At 44.4% G+C, this 19846-nt stretch carries 18 protein-coding genes; 14 read left to right on the top strand and 4 right to left on the bottom strand.

The window, feature by feature from the left end; all coding sequences use genetic code 11:
* On the bottom strand, positions 1 to 1721 hold a 1721-nt coding region (locus C900_RS10700), incomplete at its 3' end, for an Ig-like domain-containing protein (RefSeq protein WP_040496474.1).
* A 502-nt stretch (positions 1722 to 2223) separates the two neighbouring features.
* On the opposite strand from C900_RS10700, the gene rfbG reads away from it, so the two are divergent.
* From rfbG to C900_RS28350, 13 genes are all read left to right on the top strand, one after another.
* Complete coding sequence (gene rfbG / locus C900_RS10695; RefSeq protein WP_040496473.1) at positions 2224 to 3366, top strand: CDP-glucose 4,6-dehydratase; 1143 nt, start codon at positions 2224 to 2226, stop codon at positions 3364 to 3366.
* 19 nt (positions 3367 to 3385) lie between these two features.
* Positions 3386 to 4660 carry a class I SAM-dependent methyltransferase gene (locus C900_RS10690; RefSeq protein ID WP_040496472.1) on the top strand — a complete coding sequence of 425 codons (1275 nt, stop codon included), beginning with the start codon at positions 3386 to 3388 and terminating at the stop codon, positions 4658 to 4660.
* A gap of 176 nt (positions 4661 to 4836) precedes the next feature.
* Positions 4837 to 5223, top strand: a complete 387-nt coding sequence (locus tag C900_RS10685) for a hypothetical protein (protein WP_009579860.1) — start codon at positions 4837 to 4839, stop codon at positions 5221 to 5223.
* Positions 5224 to 5291: 68 nt separating this feature from the next.
* Complete coding sequence (locus C900_RS10680; RefSeq protein ID WP_009579859.1) at positions 5292 to 5711, top strand: DoxX family protein; 420 nt, start codon at positions 5292 to 5294, stop codon at positions 5709 to 5711.
* Positions 5712 to 5736: 25 nt separating this feature from the next.
* The gene (locus C900_RS10675) at positions 5737 to 6192 is read left to right on the top strand and encodes a DsrE family protein (RefSeq protein ID WP_009579858.1); all 456 of its coding nucleotides are present in this window, start codon (positions 5737 to 5739) and stop codon (positions 6190 to 6192) included.
* Between the two features lie 11 nt (positions 6193 to 6203).
* Entirely contained in the window at positions 6204 to 6794 is a 591-nt protein-coding gene (locus C900_RS10670) for a TlpA family protein disulfide reductase (protein ID WP_009579857.1), read from the top strand.
* 338 nt (positions 6795 to 7132) lie between these two features.
* Positions 7133 to 7930 (top strand): sugar phosphate nucleotidyltransferase, encoded by a 798-nt coding sequence (locus C900_RS10660; protein WP_009579855.1) that lies wholly within the window; start codon positions 7133 to 7135, stop codon positions 7928 to 7930.
* A complete protein-coding gene (locus C900_RS10655) occupies positions 7930 to 8571 on the top strand; it encodes a PIG-L deacetylase family protein (protein WP_009579854.1) in 642 nt (213 codons plus the stop codon). The genes C900_RS10660 and C900_RS10655 overlap by 1 nt, the downstream gene beginning before the upstream one ends.
* 13 nt (positions 8572 to 8584) lie before the next feature.
* The gene (rfbC, locus tag C900_RS10650) at positions 8585 to 9139 is read left to right on the top strand and encodes a dTDP-4-dehydrorhamnose 3,5-epimerase (protein WP_009579853.1); all 555 of its coding nucleotides are present in this window, start codon (positions 8585 to 8587) and stop codon (positions 9137 to 9139) included.
* 13 nt (positions 9140 to 9152) lie between these two features.
* The gene (locus tag C900_RS10645; protein WP_009579852.1) at positions 9153 to 10025 is read left to right on the top strand and encodes a phytanoyl-CoA dioxygenase family protein; all 873 of its coding nucleotides are present in this window, start codon (positions 9153 to 9155) and stop codon (positions 10023 to 10025) included.
* A gap of 18 nt (positions 10026 to 10043) precedes the next feature.
* Complete coding sequence (locus C900_RS10640; protein ID WP_009579851.1) at positions 10044 to 11387, top strand: DUF4910 domain-containing protein; 1344 nt, start codon at positions 10044 to 10046, stop codon at positions 11385 to 11387.
* Complete coding sequence (locus C900_RS10635) at positions 11384 to 12601, top strand: glycosyltransferase family 4 protein (protein ID WP_009579850.1); 1218 nt, start codon at positions 11384 to 11386, stop codon at positions 12599 to 12601. The genes C900_RS10640 and C900_RS10635 overlap by 4 nt, the downstream gene beginning before the upstream one ends.
* A gap of 8 nt (positions 12602 to 12609) precedes the next feature.
* Positions 12610 to 13566 carry a glycosyltransferase family 2 protein gene (locus C900_RS28350; protein WP_009579849.1) on the top strand — a complete coding sequence of 319 codons (957 nt, stop codon included), beginning with the start codon at positions 12610 to 12612 and terminating at the stop codon, positions 13564 to 13566.
* Between the two features lie 7 nt (positions 13567 to 13573).
* Here the strand turns inward: C900_RS28350 and C900_RS10625 are convergent, their stop codons facing one another.
* From C900_RS10625 to C900_RS10615, 3 genes are read right to left on the bottom strand one after another with little or no spacing between them, the layout of a single operon-like run.
* The gene (locus C900_RS10625) at positions 13574 to 16006 is read right to left on the bottom strand and encodes a right-handed parallel beta-helix repeat-containing protein (protein ID WP_009579848.1); all 2433 of its coding nucleotides are present in this window, start codon (positions 16004 to 16006) and stop codon (positions 13574 to 13576) included.
* Positions 16007 to 16016: 10 nt separating this feature from the next.
* Positions 16017 to 16811, bottom strand: coding sequence for a WecB/TagA/CpsF family glycosyltransferase (locus C900_RS10620; RefSeq protein ID WP_009579847.1), 795 nt, complete (start codon positions 16809 to 16811; stop codon positions 16017 to 16019).
* Positions 16812 to 16840: 29 nt separating this feature from the next.
* Positions 16841 to 18226 carry an undecaprenyl-phosphate glucose phosphotransferase gene (locus C900_RS10615; protein WP_009579846.1) on the bottom strand — a complete coding sequence of 462 codons (1386 nt, stop codon included), beginning with the start codon at positions 18224 to 18226 and terminating at the stop codon, positions 16841 to 16843.
* Positions 18227 to 18676: 450 nt separating this feature from the next.
* On the opposite strand from C900_RS10615, the gene gmd reads away from it, so the two are divergent.
* Positions 18677 to 19798 carry a GDP-mannose 4,6-dehydratase gene (gene gmd, locus C900_RS10610; RefSeq protein ID WP_009579845.1) on the top strand — a complete coding sequence of 374 codons (1122 nt, stop codon included), beginning with the start codon at positions 18677 to 18679 and terminating at the stop codon, positions 19796 to 19798.
* The last annotated feature ends 48 nt before the right edge of the window (positions 19799 to 19846 follow it).

Here is a 19846-nt window from a genome sequence, read left to right as displayed (position 1 = left end):
CAGTCGAAGCTGTAAGGGCTGCTGAGGTCTTCACCCAGTTTAGCGCTTCCATTGAAGAACTCTACTTTTGCTACCGACCCGTCACTGTCAGAGGCGTTGGCCGCTATAGTTACGGAAGCACCAGCGTTGAAAGTGGCATTGTTGGCCGGACTGGTAATGCTTACCGAGGGCAGACTGTTTGGCGGAGGTGTGGAGCCACCGTATTCGTATGCACCTATATCAGGAGCGGATCCATCAAAAGTAAAACCAATATTCACCCCCGCATCTATCAATGGACTTCCTGCTTTTGGCACATAGTGAGGTTTGGGTCGGTCTCCGGTAGCCGTGATCATTGGATCACCGGTAAGGTTGCTGGAATAATTGCCGGGAACGCTACCAATGGCCATGTTAAAAAGCAGGTTATTGGTAACTGTCAATCCGCCCATAGAAGCACCGTTTTCCATATGAACAAGTTCATTGGGATAGTAACTGTAGGAGGTGTTTCTATTGATTATCAGGTTATTCTTAACGTTGACGTCCTTACTTGTTCCTCCGTACAGCCCGAGTACATTGACGGTCTTGTTGCCGGTAAACTCGATGGTATTGTTGTAAAAGTTCAAGTTATGCAAGCCTCCCTTTTCTGCACGGACAATGTCGCCAGGATACGTTCCCTGGATACCATAGAATACATTGTGGTGAATCTCCCAATTCTTCATTGCGTGGCCCCAGTTGGCAATGCCCCAGGTTCCTCTAATGAAATAGTTGTGATCCACCTCTACATCATGCATTGTCAGCTCTATAGCATAGCCTGAACCATTGGCCCTATTCCCGATGTCGATCACATTGTTGTATACGCGCAGAGCCTGAGTGCCTGTAGCGGGCTTGGTATCGTCATAAACAAGTGAAATGGTGTTGTCGATATAGGAGTTGTAGATCTCACACCGCACAGGGTTTACCATCCAGTACTCAATGGCAATGTTGGGCGCGGATCCGTTATCCCATAGGCCCCGGGGATTTACCGTGACCGTACAATCGTGGATCTTTGTGTCAATGAAATCGTTAAAGCCTGAAGGGCCAATGGCTTTTATACCATAGCCCGTGTCTTCATCAATGTAGCAGTTGTCTATCTCAACCCTGTTCAGGTTGCCTAAATTCAAGGCGCCCACTACGTAGCTGTTACTTCCCCATGCACAGTTGATCAGATCTGTATTGGTAATCCTGGAATCTTTTACATCCCAAAGCCAGATACCGTTGAAATTGGTTCCCGTTACTTTCACGCCATCTATAAGCACATAATTGCGATTCCTCACATAAATCCCACCATGCAGCTTTTTACCATCGCCATTAATGGTGAAGTTTTTCAAATGTTGGTTGCCATTGGTGGGGTTGGACGCGGTAAGGCTGATCAGGTATTTATCCGTAGCATAACCTGGTGACGCCGGGTAATGATGAAATGAAGATTGAGCTTTCAGGACGGTGTTATCCTTACCAGATCCTTCAATACTCACCCCAAGAGGTACCTCAACTAATCCATTTTCAATAAATGTTCCCGCAGATAATTTAATTACATGTCCCTGATTTGCAGGAACTTTGGAAACTGCATACCGGAGACTACGCCAGGGCTTTGATGCACTTCCATCTCCGCTGGCATCATCCCCATTCACATCAACATAATAAATTGCACCGGCAGCGCTTTGTATAAGCCATACCAAAAACACAAGAACAACACATACTCTTTTCATACTCTTATCTTACTACAAGGGTTTTAGGTGGACTGCGAGTCGATACACAGTATGCTACTATGGACCAGTCGCAGAAAAAATTAAAAAAACATATTGGTCCAGACGCGATGGTCTGAAGAAAAGAGGTGCGATGACCTTGAGCACAAAGGCTTTTGAATGACTGGACACGGTGGCCCGAAATGAAACCGACACGATGGTCAGAGGTTTTATTGCAGGAAGATCTATCCGCTTGTTACTTTATCAGAATAGTTCACCTACAGAAAAAAATGTTACGTGATCAAAAGTTTAAAAAATTTATCAATCTTCACGCGGTATCTCCAATTTTCGCCTTATCAGGCTTCTAAAAAAACCTGCTTTCGACAAGACCTCGAATATAGCGATAAAGCACATCATTTCAAAGGTGGAGCAAAATTAAATAATGACCAATGTTTGAAAAATTGATGACCGCCATCATCGTGAAGCAATACAGGTAAGCCTATTTTGCGTGACCAAACATGTGACGATGATGCAATTGGCTTTTGACGATATTTTCAAAAATAAAAGGGTGCTGGTGACCGGAAATACAGGGTTTAAAGGAAGCTGGTTAACCTTATGGCTGTCTATGCTTGGAGCAGAAGTATATGGTTATTCCCTTCAACCACCCACAAAGCCTTCGTTGTTCAGGATTCTAAACCTCAACAAACTGATTAACCATGAGGAGGCAGATATAAGGCACTTTAACCGGCTTAAGGGCACGATTAAAAAAGTAAAGCCGGATATTATATTCCATCTGGCGGCTCAATCTCTGGTCGGTGAATCTTATTTAACACCACTTGAGACTATTGAAGTCAATACTATGGGACCCGTGAATGTGATGGAAGCCGTACGTCAGCTAGGCGAGCCTACAGCCGTAGTAATGATCACTTCCGACAAATGTTATGAGAACAAAGAATGGTTGCACGGGTATCGGGAGACGGACCCTCTGGGAGGCTATGATCCCTATTCATCCAGCAAAGGGGCGGCTGAGGTATTGATCGCTTCCTGGAGAAATTCCTTTTTTCCGAGCGATCGTATTCCTGTGCATGGGGTTAGGTTGGCTTCCGCCAGGGCTGGCAATGTCATAGGAGGTGGCGATTGGGCCAAAGATCGCATTGTGCCTGATTGCATCAGAGATTTGGTAAAATGCGGTGTTATTGGCGTCAGAAACCCCCACGCCACCAGGCCATGGCAGCATGTACTGGAACCGTTGCACGGATACCTGCACCTCGGTGCTAAGCTGTTAAATGTCCAAAATAAAAATGTTGTTGACTATTGCGAGGCTTTTAATTTCGGTCCAGGGGTGAGTTCTAACAGAAGTGTTAAAGAGTTGGTGGAGAGTATCATCCAATACTGGGGCGGGGGCTCCTGGGAGTGGATCTCGCCCGGCATGGAAAACCATGAGGCTTCATTATTGAACCTTTCTGTCGATAAGGCCTTTCATAAGCTTCAATGGATAGCTAAATGGGATTTTGATACCACTGTGCAGCATACAGTGGAATGGTATGCGCATTGGAAGGATGGATCATCGGATCTGCCAGACCTGACAGAGCAACAAATAAAGGACTACGAGCTGGCGGAAAGTAGTAGCGCATCGGCTATTAAATTAGAAAAAGTAAAATCAATCTGAACTAAAAACCCGAATAACTATGAATTCTGATCATCGTTTGGAAAGCGCATGCAGGTTTTGCAGCACTCCTTTAACATATACATTTGTGGATTTGGGCATGTCCCCACTATGTCAGGACCATGTAAAGCCCTGGGAGCTTAAGGATATGGAACCATTCTACCCACTGCATGCCTATGTATGTGAAAATTGCTTCTTAGTGCAGTTGGAAGAGTTTGTGCCGCCTTCAAAGATATATGAAGACTATGCCTACTTTTCCTCATATTCAGACTCCTGGCTGAGGCATGTCAAAGATTACACCGAAAAAATGGCGAAACGTTTTAGCCTCACCTCCAAAAGTCAGGTGATAGAGCTGGCCAGCAATGACGGTTACCTGTTGCAATATTTCAGGGAGAAGAATATTCCTGTGCTGGGCATAGAACCGGCAGCCAATGTTGCGGAGTATGCGATCAGAAAAGGAATAAAAACCGAGATAAAGTTTTTTGGAAATGAAACCGTGTTTGAAATTATTATGAATCACGGGGAGGCAGATCTACTCATCGGGAACAACGTGCTGGCCCATGTCCCGGATATCAATGACTTTGTTTCTGCGATGAAAATACTGCTTAAACCGGAGGGTGTCATTACAATGGAGTTTCCTCACCTGTTGAAGCTGATCGATGGCAACCAGTTTGATACCGTTTACCACGAGCATTTTTCGTACCTGTCCTTTTCAAGTGTGGAACGCATTTTTTCCTACCATGGCTTAACACTCTTCGATGTTGAGGAGTTGCCTACCCATGGGGGTTCTCTGAGAATTTATGCCTGCCATAAAGGGGATAATTCCAAAAAAGTATCAACATCGGTGCGGGAGCTGAGAATGAAGGAGTTCAAGGCTGGTATGGAAACGATAGAGTATTACCAACAATTTACTGAAAGGGTGAAGGAAACAAAAAGGAACATCCTGGAGTTTCTCATTTCCGCAAAACGCAAAGGTAAATCCATAGCGGGATACGGAGCTCCCGGAAAGGGCAACACATTATTGAACTATTGCGGCATACGTACGGATTTTATAGACTATACGGTGGATCGCAACCCTCATAAACAAGGTAACTACCTGCCCGGAACGCTAATTCCCATTTATCATCCTGATATGATAATAAGAACAAAACCGGATTACGTATTTATCCTTCCGTGGAATCTGAAAGAAGAGATCATGGAAAATTTCTCATTTATTGGTGAATGGGGTGGAAAGTTTGTGGTGCCCATCCCGGAACTCCGGGTTTATGATCCGCGTGCAGTAGAAATGTCTGTTTAAGCAATCGCAGGTACGGTCTCCTAGGGAAGCGTTGATAATCAGGAAGTTCAATCGTTGAATTTTATATGCTTTTCCATAAGGCCTAAAACCATCGTTATTCGTTAACCGAATTGTGAACTTATTTATCAGAACAATTTGTTAACAAAATCGTAGATTATTTAAAACGAAAGCAGCGAGTGCGTCACAACAGAACGACCATAGCCAGGATACTATTAATTAGCTACTTTTTGGTAGCGGTAGGAACTGCCGGAGCACAGAGCCTGCTGCCTTCTTTATTTTCAAATATCGGCTGCAAAAAGCTGTTGCTAACAGAGAAAAGTACTACCGGACCTGTTTTCCAGGTTAACAATACACTGGATGAGGAGCATGAAATGCCGGAACTACCATTTTCAGATAACTTATCATTCTGTGGGTCACTATCTGTTTGTATAAAACCGGCTTTTACGTTTCCGCCAACATCTCATTTCACCGGAGATAGAAATTACTGCAGCTTTAAAGTATCAATATATAATCCACCTTTTCAAAACCGGGAGCCTGACCCACCCAGACATACTTTCTGTTAATCCACCTTTGGTGTAATTGAAGCCCTGTCTTCAAAAGTATTATTATTTTACATTTTAACAGAAAGAAAATGACTGACCAATTTTCAAGTAGGTTTACCATTACGCTGTTTCGTGTGATGGTGAGTCTCATTTTCATAGTTGCGGGTATCAATCACCTGCTCAGAACCGAGTTTGTATATCAAAAGCTGCAAAGCGCTACATTCGCCAGTGTGGCGGCAATGTTCGGCAATCCGCATTATTCAATCATTATTTCAGGAGTGGCCATGCTGGTAGGCGGTGTTTCATTTGCACTTGGGTTTAAAACCCGGCTGGCTGCCATAGGTCTTTTGATGGTGCTTCTGCCAATAACATTAATTGTTCAAGTGGGAAGCATCACTTCTATGGGGCCGCTATTTAAGAATATAGCCATTGCGGGGGGCTTATTATTTTTTATTGTGCACGATGCTGCCGGCTATCGTGTCGATAGCCTGATGGCTGTCAGGAAATGAATCAATAACTAGAAAAACAATTAAAATGACAATAAAGAAAAATATAAAAACGATAATAATGGGATTATTGATCGTTACCATGGGAGCGCTGTTTTACCAGGAGACACGAGCCATAAATAAAGAAACTACTGAAACTGGACCTCTTAAAGATGATTTCGGTATCTTGCTTAGAAAAGGAGAGCACTTAAAAGTAGCAGTGCGCACTGCAGAAGAGGTGCAGAACAATCCGAAGTTTAATCGAGGCAGGTTTGAGATCATCGTGTGTGGAAAAGAGGTGGAAAAGCTAAAAAAAGGGAGCGAATTGACCGATACATTAGAAAAAGCTAAAGAAATGGGTGTAGAAGTAAAAGCCTGCGGGATATCACTTCAGAAGTTTGGAGTCAGTACCTCTTCACTTCAGCCGGGCATAGAGGTAATCCCAAATGGTTTAATGAGGGCATTCGAGCTTGAAAAAGAGGGTTATTTAATGATCGAATTATAAAATAAAGAATCATGACTAAGAAAGTAAAAAAGAAATTCATAGAATACGGTGTCACAGGCACGCTGCTCTTAACTTTATTTTTAACCGGGCTACACACTGAAATTTTTGGTTTTATCCAGCGTGGAGTGTTGGCTTCGGGCGCCTTTCAACCGGATGTTGAAGAAACCAGTCCGGGAGTTGAAAATACGAACCCAAAAGCTGATTTTAGCATGTCGCTGATCAATTCCAAGGGTGAAACTGTGAGTATGGAGGAGTTTCGCGGAAAGGTTATTTTTATGAATCTATGGGCTACATGGTGCCCTCCGTGCATCGCGGAAATGCCTGGTATTAATGATCTTCATAATAGTATCAAGGATGACGACATCGTTTTTATTATGCTTTCGCTTGATCAGAGTTTTGATAAGGCAAAACAGTTTAAGGTGAAAAAGGGCTTCGATTTTGAAGTGTACAGACCAGCAGGTGGGATTCCTGAAATGTATTATAGCCAAAGTATACCTACTACCTATGTTATAGACGCCAAAGGTGGTTTGGCATTAACACATACCGGTATGGCAGACTATAATACCGATGAGTTTAGAGCTTTCTTAAAAAAGCTGAAATAACAGTATGTTGAAAGACCCGGATTGCTATTTCCGGGTCCTTTTTTATAAATTTGATATCGTTGCTACTGTCGCCAACTGCCTGGGCAGCAATACACTTTAAGAGTTGAACACCTCCTCTTCCAGCGAGTCCCACCTTACCATCCCGGTATTTCACCAGTGCATAAATCGTGAAATGTAATTCGTAGATATCCGAAGATGATATCAATCATCGGATACCTGATATTTTAATCATTGAATGCCCTTCCTGGCAATACTAATTTTAGTCATAATTCATCACCCCGGCTGAGAGTATCTCACAGTAAGTATTAAAAAAGTTACAAAACCTAAAATGCATTGCTATGAAAGTTGTTTTATTCTGTGGTGGTCAGGGTATGCGGTTACGCGAATATTCCGAAAAAATACCCAAGCCAATGGTCCCAATAGGCTACAGGCCCATCCTATGGCATATCATGAAGTACTACGCACATTTCGGTCATAAAGAATTCATCCTTTGCCTGGGCTATCAGGCGGATGCTATTAAAGACTACTTTGTGAAATACAGCGAATATGTTTCCAATGATTTTGTTTACTCAAAAGGGGGGAGTAACCTCAAATTGCTCAACAAGGATATAGACGACTGGACCATCACTTTCGTGGATACAGGGATGAGTTCTAACATCGGTCAGCGCCTGAAGGCTGTGGAAAAACACCTGGAAGGGGAGGAGATTTTCCTGGCCAATTACTCTGACGGACTTACCGACCTACCTTTGTTCGACATGATCGATCGGTTCGAAAATTCAGGTAAGACAGGTATTTTTTTGGCCTCTCAGCCCACCAGAAGCTTTCATATCGTTACTTTGGGGCAGAATAATCATGTCAGAGAGATCACCACCCTCGCCAATTCAGGGGTGCGTATCAATGCCGGGTATTTTATTTTCAGAAATGAGATATTCGACTATATCAATACAGGGGAAGAACTGGTAGAGCAGCCCTTCCAGCGGCTTATTGCTAATGATCAACTGATGGCATATCCCTATGACGGAATTTTCCTCACCATGGACACATTTAAAGAAAAGCAGATGCTGGATGACATGTATGCCAGAGGTGATACTCCGTGGGAGGTATGGCGAAGTTCTGAGTTTCAATATACCGCTTGATGTTACCACTCAGGTTCAACCAGCGTAGCGGGCTCAAAATTCTGTGCCTGGGCGCTCATTGCGATGATATTGAGATTGGTTGCGGTGGTACACTCTTGAAAATGGTCAATGAATATGCCATCGATCATGTAAAATGGATAATCTTCACATCAACCAATGACAGAGCCGAAGAGGCTATGAAAAGTGCGGAGTATTTCCTGATGGATGTTGCCCGAAAGGAGATCATTATCAAAAAATTTAAGGATACCGTGCTTCCTCAGCAGGCCTTAAAGGTAAAGGATTATTTTGAGCAGGTCAGGAAGACATATCAACCCGATATCATCTTCACACACTACCGCAACGATCTTCATCAGGATCACCGGTTATTAAATGAGCTCACATGGAATACTTTCAGAGATCAGTTTATCCTGGAGTATGAAATACAGAAGTATGATGGGGATCTGGGGAATCCTGGATTATACGTGCCGCTGGATGATAAAATAGTGAATAAAAAAGTACGTGCAATTTTGGACAACTATTCTTCACAACGGTCCAGGCACTGGTTTGACGAAGAGACTTTTTATGCGCTTATGCGGCTACGTGGCGTGGAGTCTGCCTCTAAATATGCAGAGGCTTTTTATATGAGGAAAGGAATATTATAAAACCATTCAGAAAGTGATTTTCGAAGAGACAAAACTGAAAGGCGTATTTATCATCAAGCCGGAAAAGCTAGAGGATGAAAGAGGCTTTTTTGCCAGATCGTTTTGTCTAAAGGAGTTTGCCGAGCACGGACTGTTCCCTTTTATCGTTCAGTGCAACATTTCTTACAACAAGAGAAAGGGCACTTTCAGAGGTATGCATTTCCAGGCCCCGCCATTTGAAGAAGATAAGATTGTGAGTTGTACTCAGGGCAGTGTGCTTGACTATGTGGTAGACCTGCGGCTGGGCTCACCCACATTTAAACAGTGGATAGCCGTAGAGCTTTCGGCTGAGAACAGGAATATCCTGTATGTGCCTAAAACCTTCGCCCATGGGTTCATCACACTTACCAGTGATACACAGGTATTTTATCAGATGACGCAGTTTTATAACGCTGAGTCTGCAAGAGGCTTTCGGTGGGATGATCCCGCCTTTGATATTCAATTGCCCATCCCGGTGGAGGCGATTGCGGAGAAAGACAAAAGCTTTCCCCCGTTCGAATATCCTTCAATACTATTTTCATCCAGTTAAAAAATAAAAAACCATGAATGCTATTTACTTTGATCCCGATTTAACAGATAATGAACGAAGACAAGGCCTTTACCAGGGACGGCTATTCACCTATTCTCCTTCTGAAGCAACAAAGGCCTTTTGTAGCTTCACAGACGACCTGATACGTAAGGCTTTCGCAGGACTTGACCCTGAATATGCGCAATGGGAGCTGCCTGTAAACCGGTATGTGGAGATACTTAAAGCACTTAAGCCCGAGTTTATACATCACCTGAGGTCTAAAGAATTTATACAACAGATACTTCGTGAAAAGGGGTGCGACTTGGATAAAACATATTTCGATGTGCCCAGGCTGCGCACCTCCACCAGTGATGGCTACCTTACCTCCGGTATTGCATATGCTTTCCATCCGCACAGAGATACCTGGTATTCAGCTCCTATGAATCAGATCAATTGGTGGATGCCCATTTATGATATTACTGCTGAAAATGGTCTGTCTTTTCACCTGAAGTATTGGACGCGCCCCATTGAGAATGATTCTGTGGAGTTCAGCTATCAGGAGTGGATGCAGGCAAGCAGGAAAACATGCGCTGAAAATATCAATGCTGACACACGTTGGCAGCCTTCACCCCGGGAGCGGGTAGAGGTCGATTCCGAGCTGCGAATAGTTCCCGGCTCCGGAGGCATCATTTTGTTCTCGGCAGCACATTTACATGCTTCTGTGCCAAACACCTCAGGGAAGACCAGGTTTAGCATAGACTTCAGAACCATAAACATAGATGATGTGGTGGCCAGGAAGGGAGCCCCTAACATTGATACGGCTTGTAAAGACCTGACATTAGGTGACTTCATCCGTGCTTCGGATTTTTTACCCCTTCCGGAGGAGTTGGCCTATCAAACAGCTTAACAACTTAACCTTTTCCCTATGCAAACATTACAAGAGGTACTAAAAGAAACACCTGTAACCGGCCATGCCGTAGGTGTGGGGAAGGAGATGTATGCTCTGGCGGAGGAGCTGTACCCGCTATGCCGGAGTATTACCGGGGCAGGTACCAGGCGCACACTGGAGATAATAAAACGTCATATTCCTCTCGTGATCAGCAAGATCCCTTCGGGCACAAAAGTGTTTGACTGGGAAGTGCCGAAAGAATGGAATATCCGGGATGCTTACGTACTTGGCCTTCAGGGACAAAAGGTCATTGATTTTCAAAAATCAAATCTACATGTAGTCAATTATAGTAGTCCGGTGCATAAAAAGATGCCCCTTCAGGAGCTGCGTCAACACATTCATACGTTGCCGGAATATCCTGACTGGATACCCTACAGAACAACTTACTATAAGGAAGATTGGGGCTTTTGTATGTCACACAGGCAACTACAAGGCCTGGAGGAGGGTACTTATGATGTGTATATCGACTCATCGCTGGAGAACGGTTACCTGACCTTTGGAGAGCTTTTGGTGAAGGGAAAACAGAAGGAAGAGGTATTGATCTCCACTCATATCTGCCACCCCTCTCTCTGTAATGATAACTTATCAGGCATAAGCATGGTCACTTTCCTCGCCAAACATCTGATAGAGCGGAAAAACAGGTATTCTTACCGGTTTTTATTCATTCCTGGTACTATAGGTGCGATCACCTGGTTGTCTATCAATGAACTGAAGGTAGGAAGGATCCGGCATGGGTTGATAGCTGCTTTACTGGGCGATGCCGGGCCGTTTACGTATAAAAGATCCAGAAGGGGAGATGCGGAGATAGATCAGGTGGTGCAGTATGTGCTGGAGCGTAACGACAAGCGAAATAAGGTCATAGACTTCGTCCCCTATGGTTATGATGAGCGGCAATTTTGCTCTCCCGGTTTCGATATGCCGGTCGGCTGCCTGACCAGGACGCCCTATGGTGAATATCCAGAATATCATACCTCGGCAGATAATCTGGAATTCATCAGCGCCCATTCACTGGAAGGGTCTTTTGAGGTATACTCAGAGATCATAGACGTATTAGAGTCCAACAGAAAATATGTCAATTTACTTCCGAAATGCGAACCGCAACTGGGCAAGCGAGGCCTGTATGATACTATGGGAGGCAACAACGATGCCCACAAGTTTCAACTGGCGTTGTTATGGGTACTCAATATGTCTGAGGGTGAACACTCATTACTAGACATCGCGAGAAGATCTGCAATAGACTTTGAAACTCTGGCTGAGGCAGCATCTCAATTGGAAAAACGGGAATTAATTAAAGCAAGGGGAAAAAAGAGGGATCAATGAATATATTGCTGATACATAACTACTACCAACAAGCAGGGGGCGAAGACTATGTGTTTGAAACCGAAGGTAAGCTATTGTCTCGCCATGGCCATGCAGTACACTATCTTACGTTTGATAACGACACGATCCGTACCTGGAAAGATAAATTGGCGGCCGCTTTAGGTGTCATCTACAACCGAAAGAGCGCCAGGAGGCTGGAAAAAGAAATCAGATATTTTAATCCTGACATTATTCATGTTCATAATTTTCTGCCACTGGCTTCCCCTGCTGTTTTTATGGTAGCAAAGAAGTATGGTATTCCGGTTGTACTTACGCTGCACAATTACCGGTTGCTCTGTCCCGGAGCTACCCTCTTTTACCGTTTTTCTATCTATGAAAAGAGTATCAGGCGCATTTTTCCTATTGATGCCATCTGGAAAGGCGTTTACAGGAACTCAAAATTGCAAACAGCCGCAGTAGCGCTGATGACGGCATTTCACCGGCTGACAGGTACCTGGAAAAACAAAATTGATCGCTATATCGTACTTACAAATTTTGCACGTGATAAATTTGGACAATCTGTATTAGGTATACCTCAAAAAAAATTTGTTCTAAAACCCAATTTTGTTGGTGATAGCGGTAAGGGTGAGAAGAAACGAAACAATTTTTTCCTTTTTGCAGGCCGGTTGACCGTAGAAAAAGGGGTACATACCTTACTAAAGGCGGCACAACATGACGGTTTTAATCTTGCCATTATCGGAGACGGGCCCCTGAGGGGAATGGTGGAAGGGGCATCCAGGCTTTACCCCAATATCCGCTACATGGGTTTCAAAGCGAAGGGGGAGGTGCTATATTACCTGAAGCACTGCCGGGCGCTTATTTTTCCTTCTATCTTATATGAAACCTTTGGGATGACCATCATAGAGGCATTTTCTACTGCAACACCGGTTGTGGCCTCCCGGTTGGGCGCCATGAAGGAACTTGTTCAGGACGGTATTAACGGCCTCCTCTTCGAAGCTGGTAATTCTACTGATCTGGGGCGGGCAGTTAAGCAGTTGACGACTGATACTGGCCTGGAAAAATCCCTGTCAATAAATGCCAGGATCACCTTTCTCAGAAAATATACAGCTAAGATCAATTACAAAATTTTGCATGGCATCTATCAGGAGGTGATTAAGGATAAGAACCCTCTGGGGGTCAAAAAATCCGAACAACACCTTATTATCTCTGAATAAATAAAAGAATGACAAATCAGAACATAGTACAGGAGAGTCAAAAACCACTGGTAACCATCGGCATACCTACTTATAATGGGGGTACTTCTCTGAAGCGGGCCATACACTCCGCTTTGGATCAGGACTATGACCATCTTGAAATTCTTGTTGCCGATAATGGATCCACCGATCTGACCTCTGAGATATGTAGTGAACTGGTAAAGCTTTCTCCACAGATAAAGTATGTTCGACATCCTGAAAATTTAGGAATGTTGGCCAATTTTGAATTTCTTTTGCAAAATGCTTCGGGAGATTATTTCATGTGGCTGGCAGTGGATGATACTTTGGCCCGGCATACCGTAAGCGCGTGTGTAGATTTCCTTGAACAAAACAACAATTTTGTTCTCGCTTCCGGAGTTATAGAATACACTGTTAATGGGCAGAAAGCTGAGTTTGAGCACGGGTTCAACTTTTGCAACTCTTCACCGGTAGTTAGGGTGATGGGGTATTACCTCAAAGTCATGCATGGAGCTATGTACCACGGTATTATGCGCACAAAGGTGGCGCAACAGGTCGATATCAGGAGGGTAATCGGGAATGACTGGCATTTTGTGGCTAATATGGCTTTTTTAGGCAAGATCAGAAACCTTGACTTTGTAGGTTACCATAAGACCCTTGGGGGTGCTTCGCGCGACTTCAGGCACTACGCACGACTTATAGGGGAGTCTTCCTTTGCCGCTACACATCCACATTTTAAAATAGCCATAGATGCTTACAGAGAAGTCATGTCTCGTTCCGCTGTTTTTTCATCGCTCCCCGTTTTTACCCGCTTTTACCTGGCTGCAGGTGCTTTCATAGCAGTCCATTTGGGCTATTACGTTCGTATTTATCCCCTTGTAGTAGGCGGAAGGATCAAAAGAGGACTGAAAGCGGCTTTTTCCAGAGTATCCGATCTCTTTACCATTATTATGAGGACGAGGCTTTGAAGTATTTTTACTCAATCTCAAGCAGGATTACAGCGCCATAAGGAGGCAACCGCATCTCCCGGCTTACGGGTAACCCATTGAGATAAGCATATGAACCGGTCAGCTTACACGTCATTTCTTGTTGCGTGCCATTGTATAAAAGCCTGACCTTCTCCGTTTGTACAGGGGTTTGCATCTCGTGAACTTGAATATTTCTGAGATGCAAAGTTTGATCGGATTTGAAATTCAGGCGAGCCCTTTCACAGTTTATTGTGGGCTTAAAATAGAAAGTAACGTTTCTGAATATTGAATCACTCTTCAGACAATGATACTGTCCCAGAGCTTCCCATGGTGCTTCACTCATAAGCGGAACAAATTCGATTTCTCCGGGTTGTTTGGTATTCATCGTAACAGATAACCGATAGATCTTTTCTGTGTCAAAGGCTAAGCCTGTTCTATAGAGCAGTACCTCCTGTGCCTCTCCGGGGGCTGCCGTAATGGTGGCCGGGCTACTCCCCGTGTGCGTTACATTCAGAAATGTCTGGGCCGGCCAGGTAAACCAGTTTTCCCTCTCCATTTTTTCTGCTAAAAGTAGTTTCCCGCTTACCATCTTCCGTGGAAACGCTGTAGCTGAGGAACTAAGGTCTTTTGCGGCATGTTCCTGCCACTCCTGAAAGCTTAGCTGTGAATAGCCGTCACACAGATTGTCTGCTGAGGTATAGTAGATGTAGAATGAATTGGTGGCCAGCGTGGCGTAACTGTTCCTTTCAAAGGTAATAGCCTGCTCCATGTTTTTTTGGTCGGGGAAGTAAAGCAGTGCCGCATATTGATCTTCCCGGCCTGCCACCAGGATGTTATTCTCAGCAATAATGTTCCTGCTGATGAACTTATCAGCAGGTACGATGGCATCGCGCTTCACCACCAGTTGAGCTTTTTCACTATTTAAAAAATTGTTTCCGTTATTCATCAGCTTGTTGCCCTGGATTGAAATGTTGCCGGCATTGTGTATCAGAATACCGGAGCCTTCACAATAAGCTACGGTATTATCATTAATGGAAATACCCTGGGACAAGTCGTCAATGTAGATGCCCTGAGCATAGGATTCATGTGACTTGTGCAATGAAGGTGTTTTTGTTCCGATAATGATATTTTTGCTGATCGTATTGTTCCCGAAATCGTTGTTCCAGGTGTAAATTCCTCCTCCATCATCTTTTATAAGACAGAAGTTGCTGATGAGGTTGCACTGTACTGATGTATTACCCGTTCTGAAGTCGATAGCCGTATAGCCTGTGCTGTCAAAGGTGTTGTATTCGATCAAATGATCACGATCTCCTGCTCCGGTGATGTAAAAGCCGATATATGTTCCATTTCCACTGGCTCCACGTCCTGCATTAAGGCCCACCTTGCGTACAGTGTTACCGGTGAAGATAGCCTGATCGTTGTTTTGCCATTCCACACCATTATTGTGAATATCACTGATCACGTTGCTCCCAATATATATGTTTTCGGAAGAAATGACCTCCAGCCCATTATGAGAAATATTGGAAATGGTGGAGTTGGTGACAGCAATGTCTTTGCTATTCCTGATGCTCAACCCTGCTACCCGTTGTCCGAAAAAAACGAGACCATCGACTTCTATATAGCCTGATCCGGCAATGTGCAATCCGTAATTTAGTGTATTTACCTCGATGTTGAAGTTGTTTGGGTCAACTCCGTCCTGATAAAGAACTATTTCCTGACGCTTTTGGTCGTAAAACCATTCTCCTGGGCTATCTAAGGTGGCAATATGCTGTTGGATGAAATAATCGGTTTTTTGTGGTAAAGGATAACTTGCTGCTCCCTCAAAATAAAATGTACCATTCTCAAAGCGCTTCACAGCAAGCCTGTCCAGGGTCCACCTGCTGCTTTTAACCACCACCTCGGCCCCGGACCAATATCCGTTTTCCTGGTTAAGGCAGGTGGTGTCGCTGAGTTCGATTTTGGAAACACCTGGTGTACTTGCTGAAAGGTATCCGGTATTGGGATACCTGCCTAAAGACTGCCTTTTACCATCAATGAAAAGGTCTGCTGGAATGACACTGTCAGGCCAGTCTGCTTTCCACAGGTTATTTCCCAGAGACGTCCATTGTTTTAGATCGACAGTGCCTTTGATAATGGGTGGTATACCTGTTCCGTATGCTCCGATAAATATTTTCTTTTCAGGGTTACCCCATTTTTGCAGGTGTAGCGAACCTGTAAAAATGCTCCCTCTTTTCAGTAACACAGAGTCGCCCGGCTTGATGTAGAGAAGATGCAACTGTAGCTTTTGCAAGGTACGCCACGGACTATCTGAACTGGTTCCGCTGTTGTTGTCATCACCATTTTGCGCCAGGTAATAGCATTTGCCATGTACTTGCGGGCCGGACAGCAGGCAAAGGAAAATGGTTGCCAGCAGAATGATATATGTAGAGCGAGATTTCATGCTTTTGCGGCTAGGCCGTATTCGCCGGGTTTGACGAACGTGCGAACTTTTTCACAGGGGCTATCAACTGGTTTAGTGCATGCTTCAACACCAGCATCAGGAAATATGAATTGCCATAGAGATAGCGCTTCCACAGCCTCCTGGGCTCCAGGTAAAGTCGATAGACCCATTCCAGTGACAGGTTACGCATCCATAAAGGCAGCCTTTTTTCTTTACCGGCATAAACAGTGAAAGCCTGCCCCAGACCCAGCATACAGCTTTTTATTTTGTCCTGAAATTCTGCCATCCATTTTTCCTGCTTTGGGCAGCCCAGAGAGACAAAAAGCAGGTCGGGGTGTAAGCTGTTGATCCAGTGGGAGATCTCCTGCTTTTCTTCGGGTTCAAGAGGTCGAAAAGGAGGCGAATATTGACCTGCAACCCGAAGCCTTGGAAACTCCTGGCCTGCTCGCTCCCTCATGCTATTGAGTACCTCAGCGGTTGACCCATAGAAAAAAACTGATTTCCCCTGCCGCTCTGCCTCGCACAAGAGGATGGGCAGGAGGTCCATTCCACATATTCGTTTTTGTCTGATACCTTTGAAGACCTGTAGAAAAAGTGAAAGAGGTCTGCCGTCTGCAGCTACCAGCTCCGCATTGTTTACCGTGTCGCGGAATTCAGGATTACGGTAAGCTTCTATGAGCATATGCACATTAGCAAAGCAGATGTATGAAGAGTGATCAGCTTCTGTCAGGCGTATAACCTCCCGCACAAACGTCCGGGGTGTTGCTATAGAAATACCGGTTGAAAGGATCGTTTCCTTTTCCATAAGATGATCTTTTGTTATCGTAATTTTATTCAGTAAGCATGCTCATCACCTTTCACCATTTTCCGTACAGTTTGCAATATGATCTTCAGGTCCAGGAGCAAGCTCCAGTTTTCCATATAGGCTACATCGTATTCTACCCGTTTTTCCATCAACTCTATTTCTTTTACTTCTCCTCTGAAGCCGTTCACCTGGGCATAGCCGGTTATTCCGGGAGAAATAAAGTGTCTGACTTTATACTTGCGTATGCTTTTTGAGTACTCTTCAAGTTGGCTGAGCAGGTTAGGACGCGGCCCCACAACCGACATATCACCTAATAGTACATTGACGAACTGAGGCAATTCATCCAGGCTCGTTTTTCTCAGAAAAGCACCTACCCTGGTAATACGGGGGTCACCTTTCACGGCCATTTTTTCAGTGGTCCCATTCACATACATAGTTCTGAATTTATAGCATTCAAACAGTTTATTTTTCTTTCCTGGACGCAATTGCTTGAAAATAACAGGACCTTCGGAGTCCCATACAATAGTCAGCGCAATGAGGGGGATCACAATGGGGAAAATGAAGACAATAACAGTAAGTGAGAACATGATATCGAAGGCTCTTTTTAATGCAGCGTTTACAAACATGCCCAGCGGTTCTTTTCTCACGGTGAGTACCGGTATGGAATCATACAGGAACACATTATGGCTGTTGCGAACTACTTCGCTGAAATCAGGGGCAATTCTGAGATAGATACAGTTGTCATCGGCAAACCGGCCGAGGCGCTCTATCAGCTCCTTGTGAACCAGCGGCAATGCAAAATAGATCTCGTCAATACCTTCCCTGATGCAAAAAGCGTTGAGGTCGTCTACAGTACCCCTCACCAGCTTACGATTTACAATATCAGGGTTGGGGTAGTTATCAAAAAAACCTTTGAAGACATAGCCCGAGCCAGCCTGAAGGGTAAAGAAATCATACAGCGCTTTACCGGAGCGGGTTGTACCCACAATTACTATTCGCCTTAGCTCAAATCCGGAGAATTCGAAATATTTCCACACCAGTTTATAAACAATTCGTGTCCCTATCATTGCTAAAGCAGCAAAAAGGTAAAGGGTAAGTAACGCCTTTAAGTTAATACTTTGCGCTATCAGGCTGTACAGGGTAAAGTAGATGAGGATAATATGGAACAGTAATGTACTGAACAGGTTGATACTAAGGCTTCTTATCAGGCTGTACTTGCTGATTTCATATATCCCGGAAAAAAGTCCGGTGGCTATCCAGCTAAAACCAAAAATGAGGGACAGGAAATACAGATCTTCTCTCGACAATTGGATAAGGCCTAATTTTTGGAGGATAGTAAAAATGATGGTGATCAGGATCAAGTCTACTGCACATAAGATTACTTTAATAAAGCGGGAATGGTATTTCTCTTCCATAAGGTCAGGCCGGGTTAGTTAGTGTCTCTAAGAAAACGCCAATGTCTGCGTTACGCTCGCCCCAAAAATGCTCACGTACCTCAGTACGCTCCGCTTTTTGGCACTTCGTCCCGCCCTTTGGCGGGAACGTTTTCTTAAAGCCACTTAGAGTTTTCTTACAAACACTAGTTAAAAATCAAAAGATCTTATGCCGGTTATAAAGGTATGTAGCCCCGGCATGAACCGAAATGACGGGAGTCACCGCTACTGGAAACTTTACTCATTCAATGTGATCGACATACCTTTTGTATTATTTTGAAAGAGCTTTCCTTTTAACGATCAAGTTAATCTGAGTACTCTTTTAATCTGTTGATGACAACAATCATTTAGTCGCTATACCTCCATCATTGAGCCACCGAGGTGTCTGTACCTATTATTGTCAGACAAAACTGACATTGAAAAAGTCTCACCATGGAAAAAAACAAAACCGCTCTTATAACAGGTATCACTGGTCAGGATGGAGCATATCTGGCTGAATTTCTTCTTAACAAAGGCTATATGGTGCATGGTATTAAAAGGAGGAGTTCCTTGCTAAATACGGACCGTGTAGATCACCTGTACCAGGATCCTCACGAGGAGAATGTGCGGTTCAGGATGCACTACGGTGACCTTACAGATGCTACCAACCTGATCAGGATCATCCAGGAGACACAGCCCGATGAGATATACAACCTCGGCGCTATGTCACATGTAAAAGTAAGTTTCGATATCCCTGAATACGCTGCCAATACCGATGGGCTGGGTACGCTAAGGATACTCGAGGCCATCCGCCTGCTCAACCTCACTAACAAGACAAGGATCTACCAGGCTTCTACATCGGAGCTTTACGGGCTTGTGCAGGAGGTGCCTCAATCGGAGCGCACCCCCTTCTATCCACGGTCACCATACGCAGTGGCAAAGCTTTACGGCTACTGGATAACCGTGAATTACCGGGAGGCTTATAATATGTATGCCTGCAATGGCATTTTGTTCAACCATGAATCTCCGTTGCGTGGGGAGACATTCGTTACCCGTAAGATAACGCGTGCTGTGGCCCGTATCGCATTGGGGCTTCAGGACAGGCTGTACCTGGGCAATCTGGACGCTAAACGGGATTGGGGGCATGCCAGGGATTATGTGGAGGCCATGTGGCTGATCTTACAGCAACAGAATCCTGACGACTACGTGATTGCTACCGGAGTAAGTACCACAGTTCGTGATTTTGCCCGTATGGCATTCGCTGAGGCGGGCATAGTGATAGCATTTGAAGGAAGTGGTGTGAACGAGGTCGCCAGAGTGGTAGAAAGCACAAGCATCGACCATTTCGTGGAGCCTGGCAAGGTAGTGCTGGCGGTAGACCCCAACTATTTCAGACCCACTGAGGTAGACCTGCTGATAGGTGATCCTGCCAAGGCCTGGAACAGCCTGAACTGGAAGCCGAAATATACCGTGCAGGAGCTGGTGAAAGATATGGTAGCTGCTGACCTGAAGCTATTTGAACGAGATAGGATCTTAATGTCTAATGGCGTTGAAGTATTGAAGTATGATGAATAGTACGATAGCCTAAAAGACGATAAAATAATGAATGATAAATATGAAACA

It is taken from the genome of Fulvivirga imtechensis AK7, assembly GCF_000331535.1.
GTDB classification, from domain to species: domain Bacteria; phylum Bacteroidota; class Bacteroidia; order Cytophagales; family Cyclobacteriaceae; genus Fulvivirga; species Fulvivirga imtechensis.
This window is presented reverse-complemented; position numbering and strand designations above follow the sequence as displayed.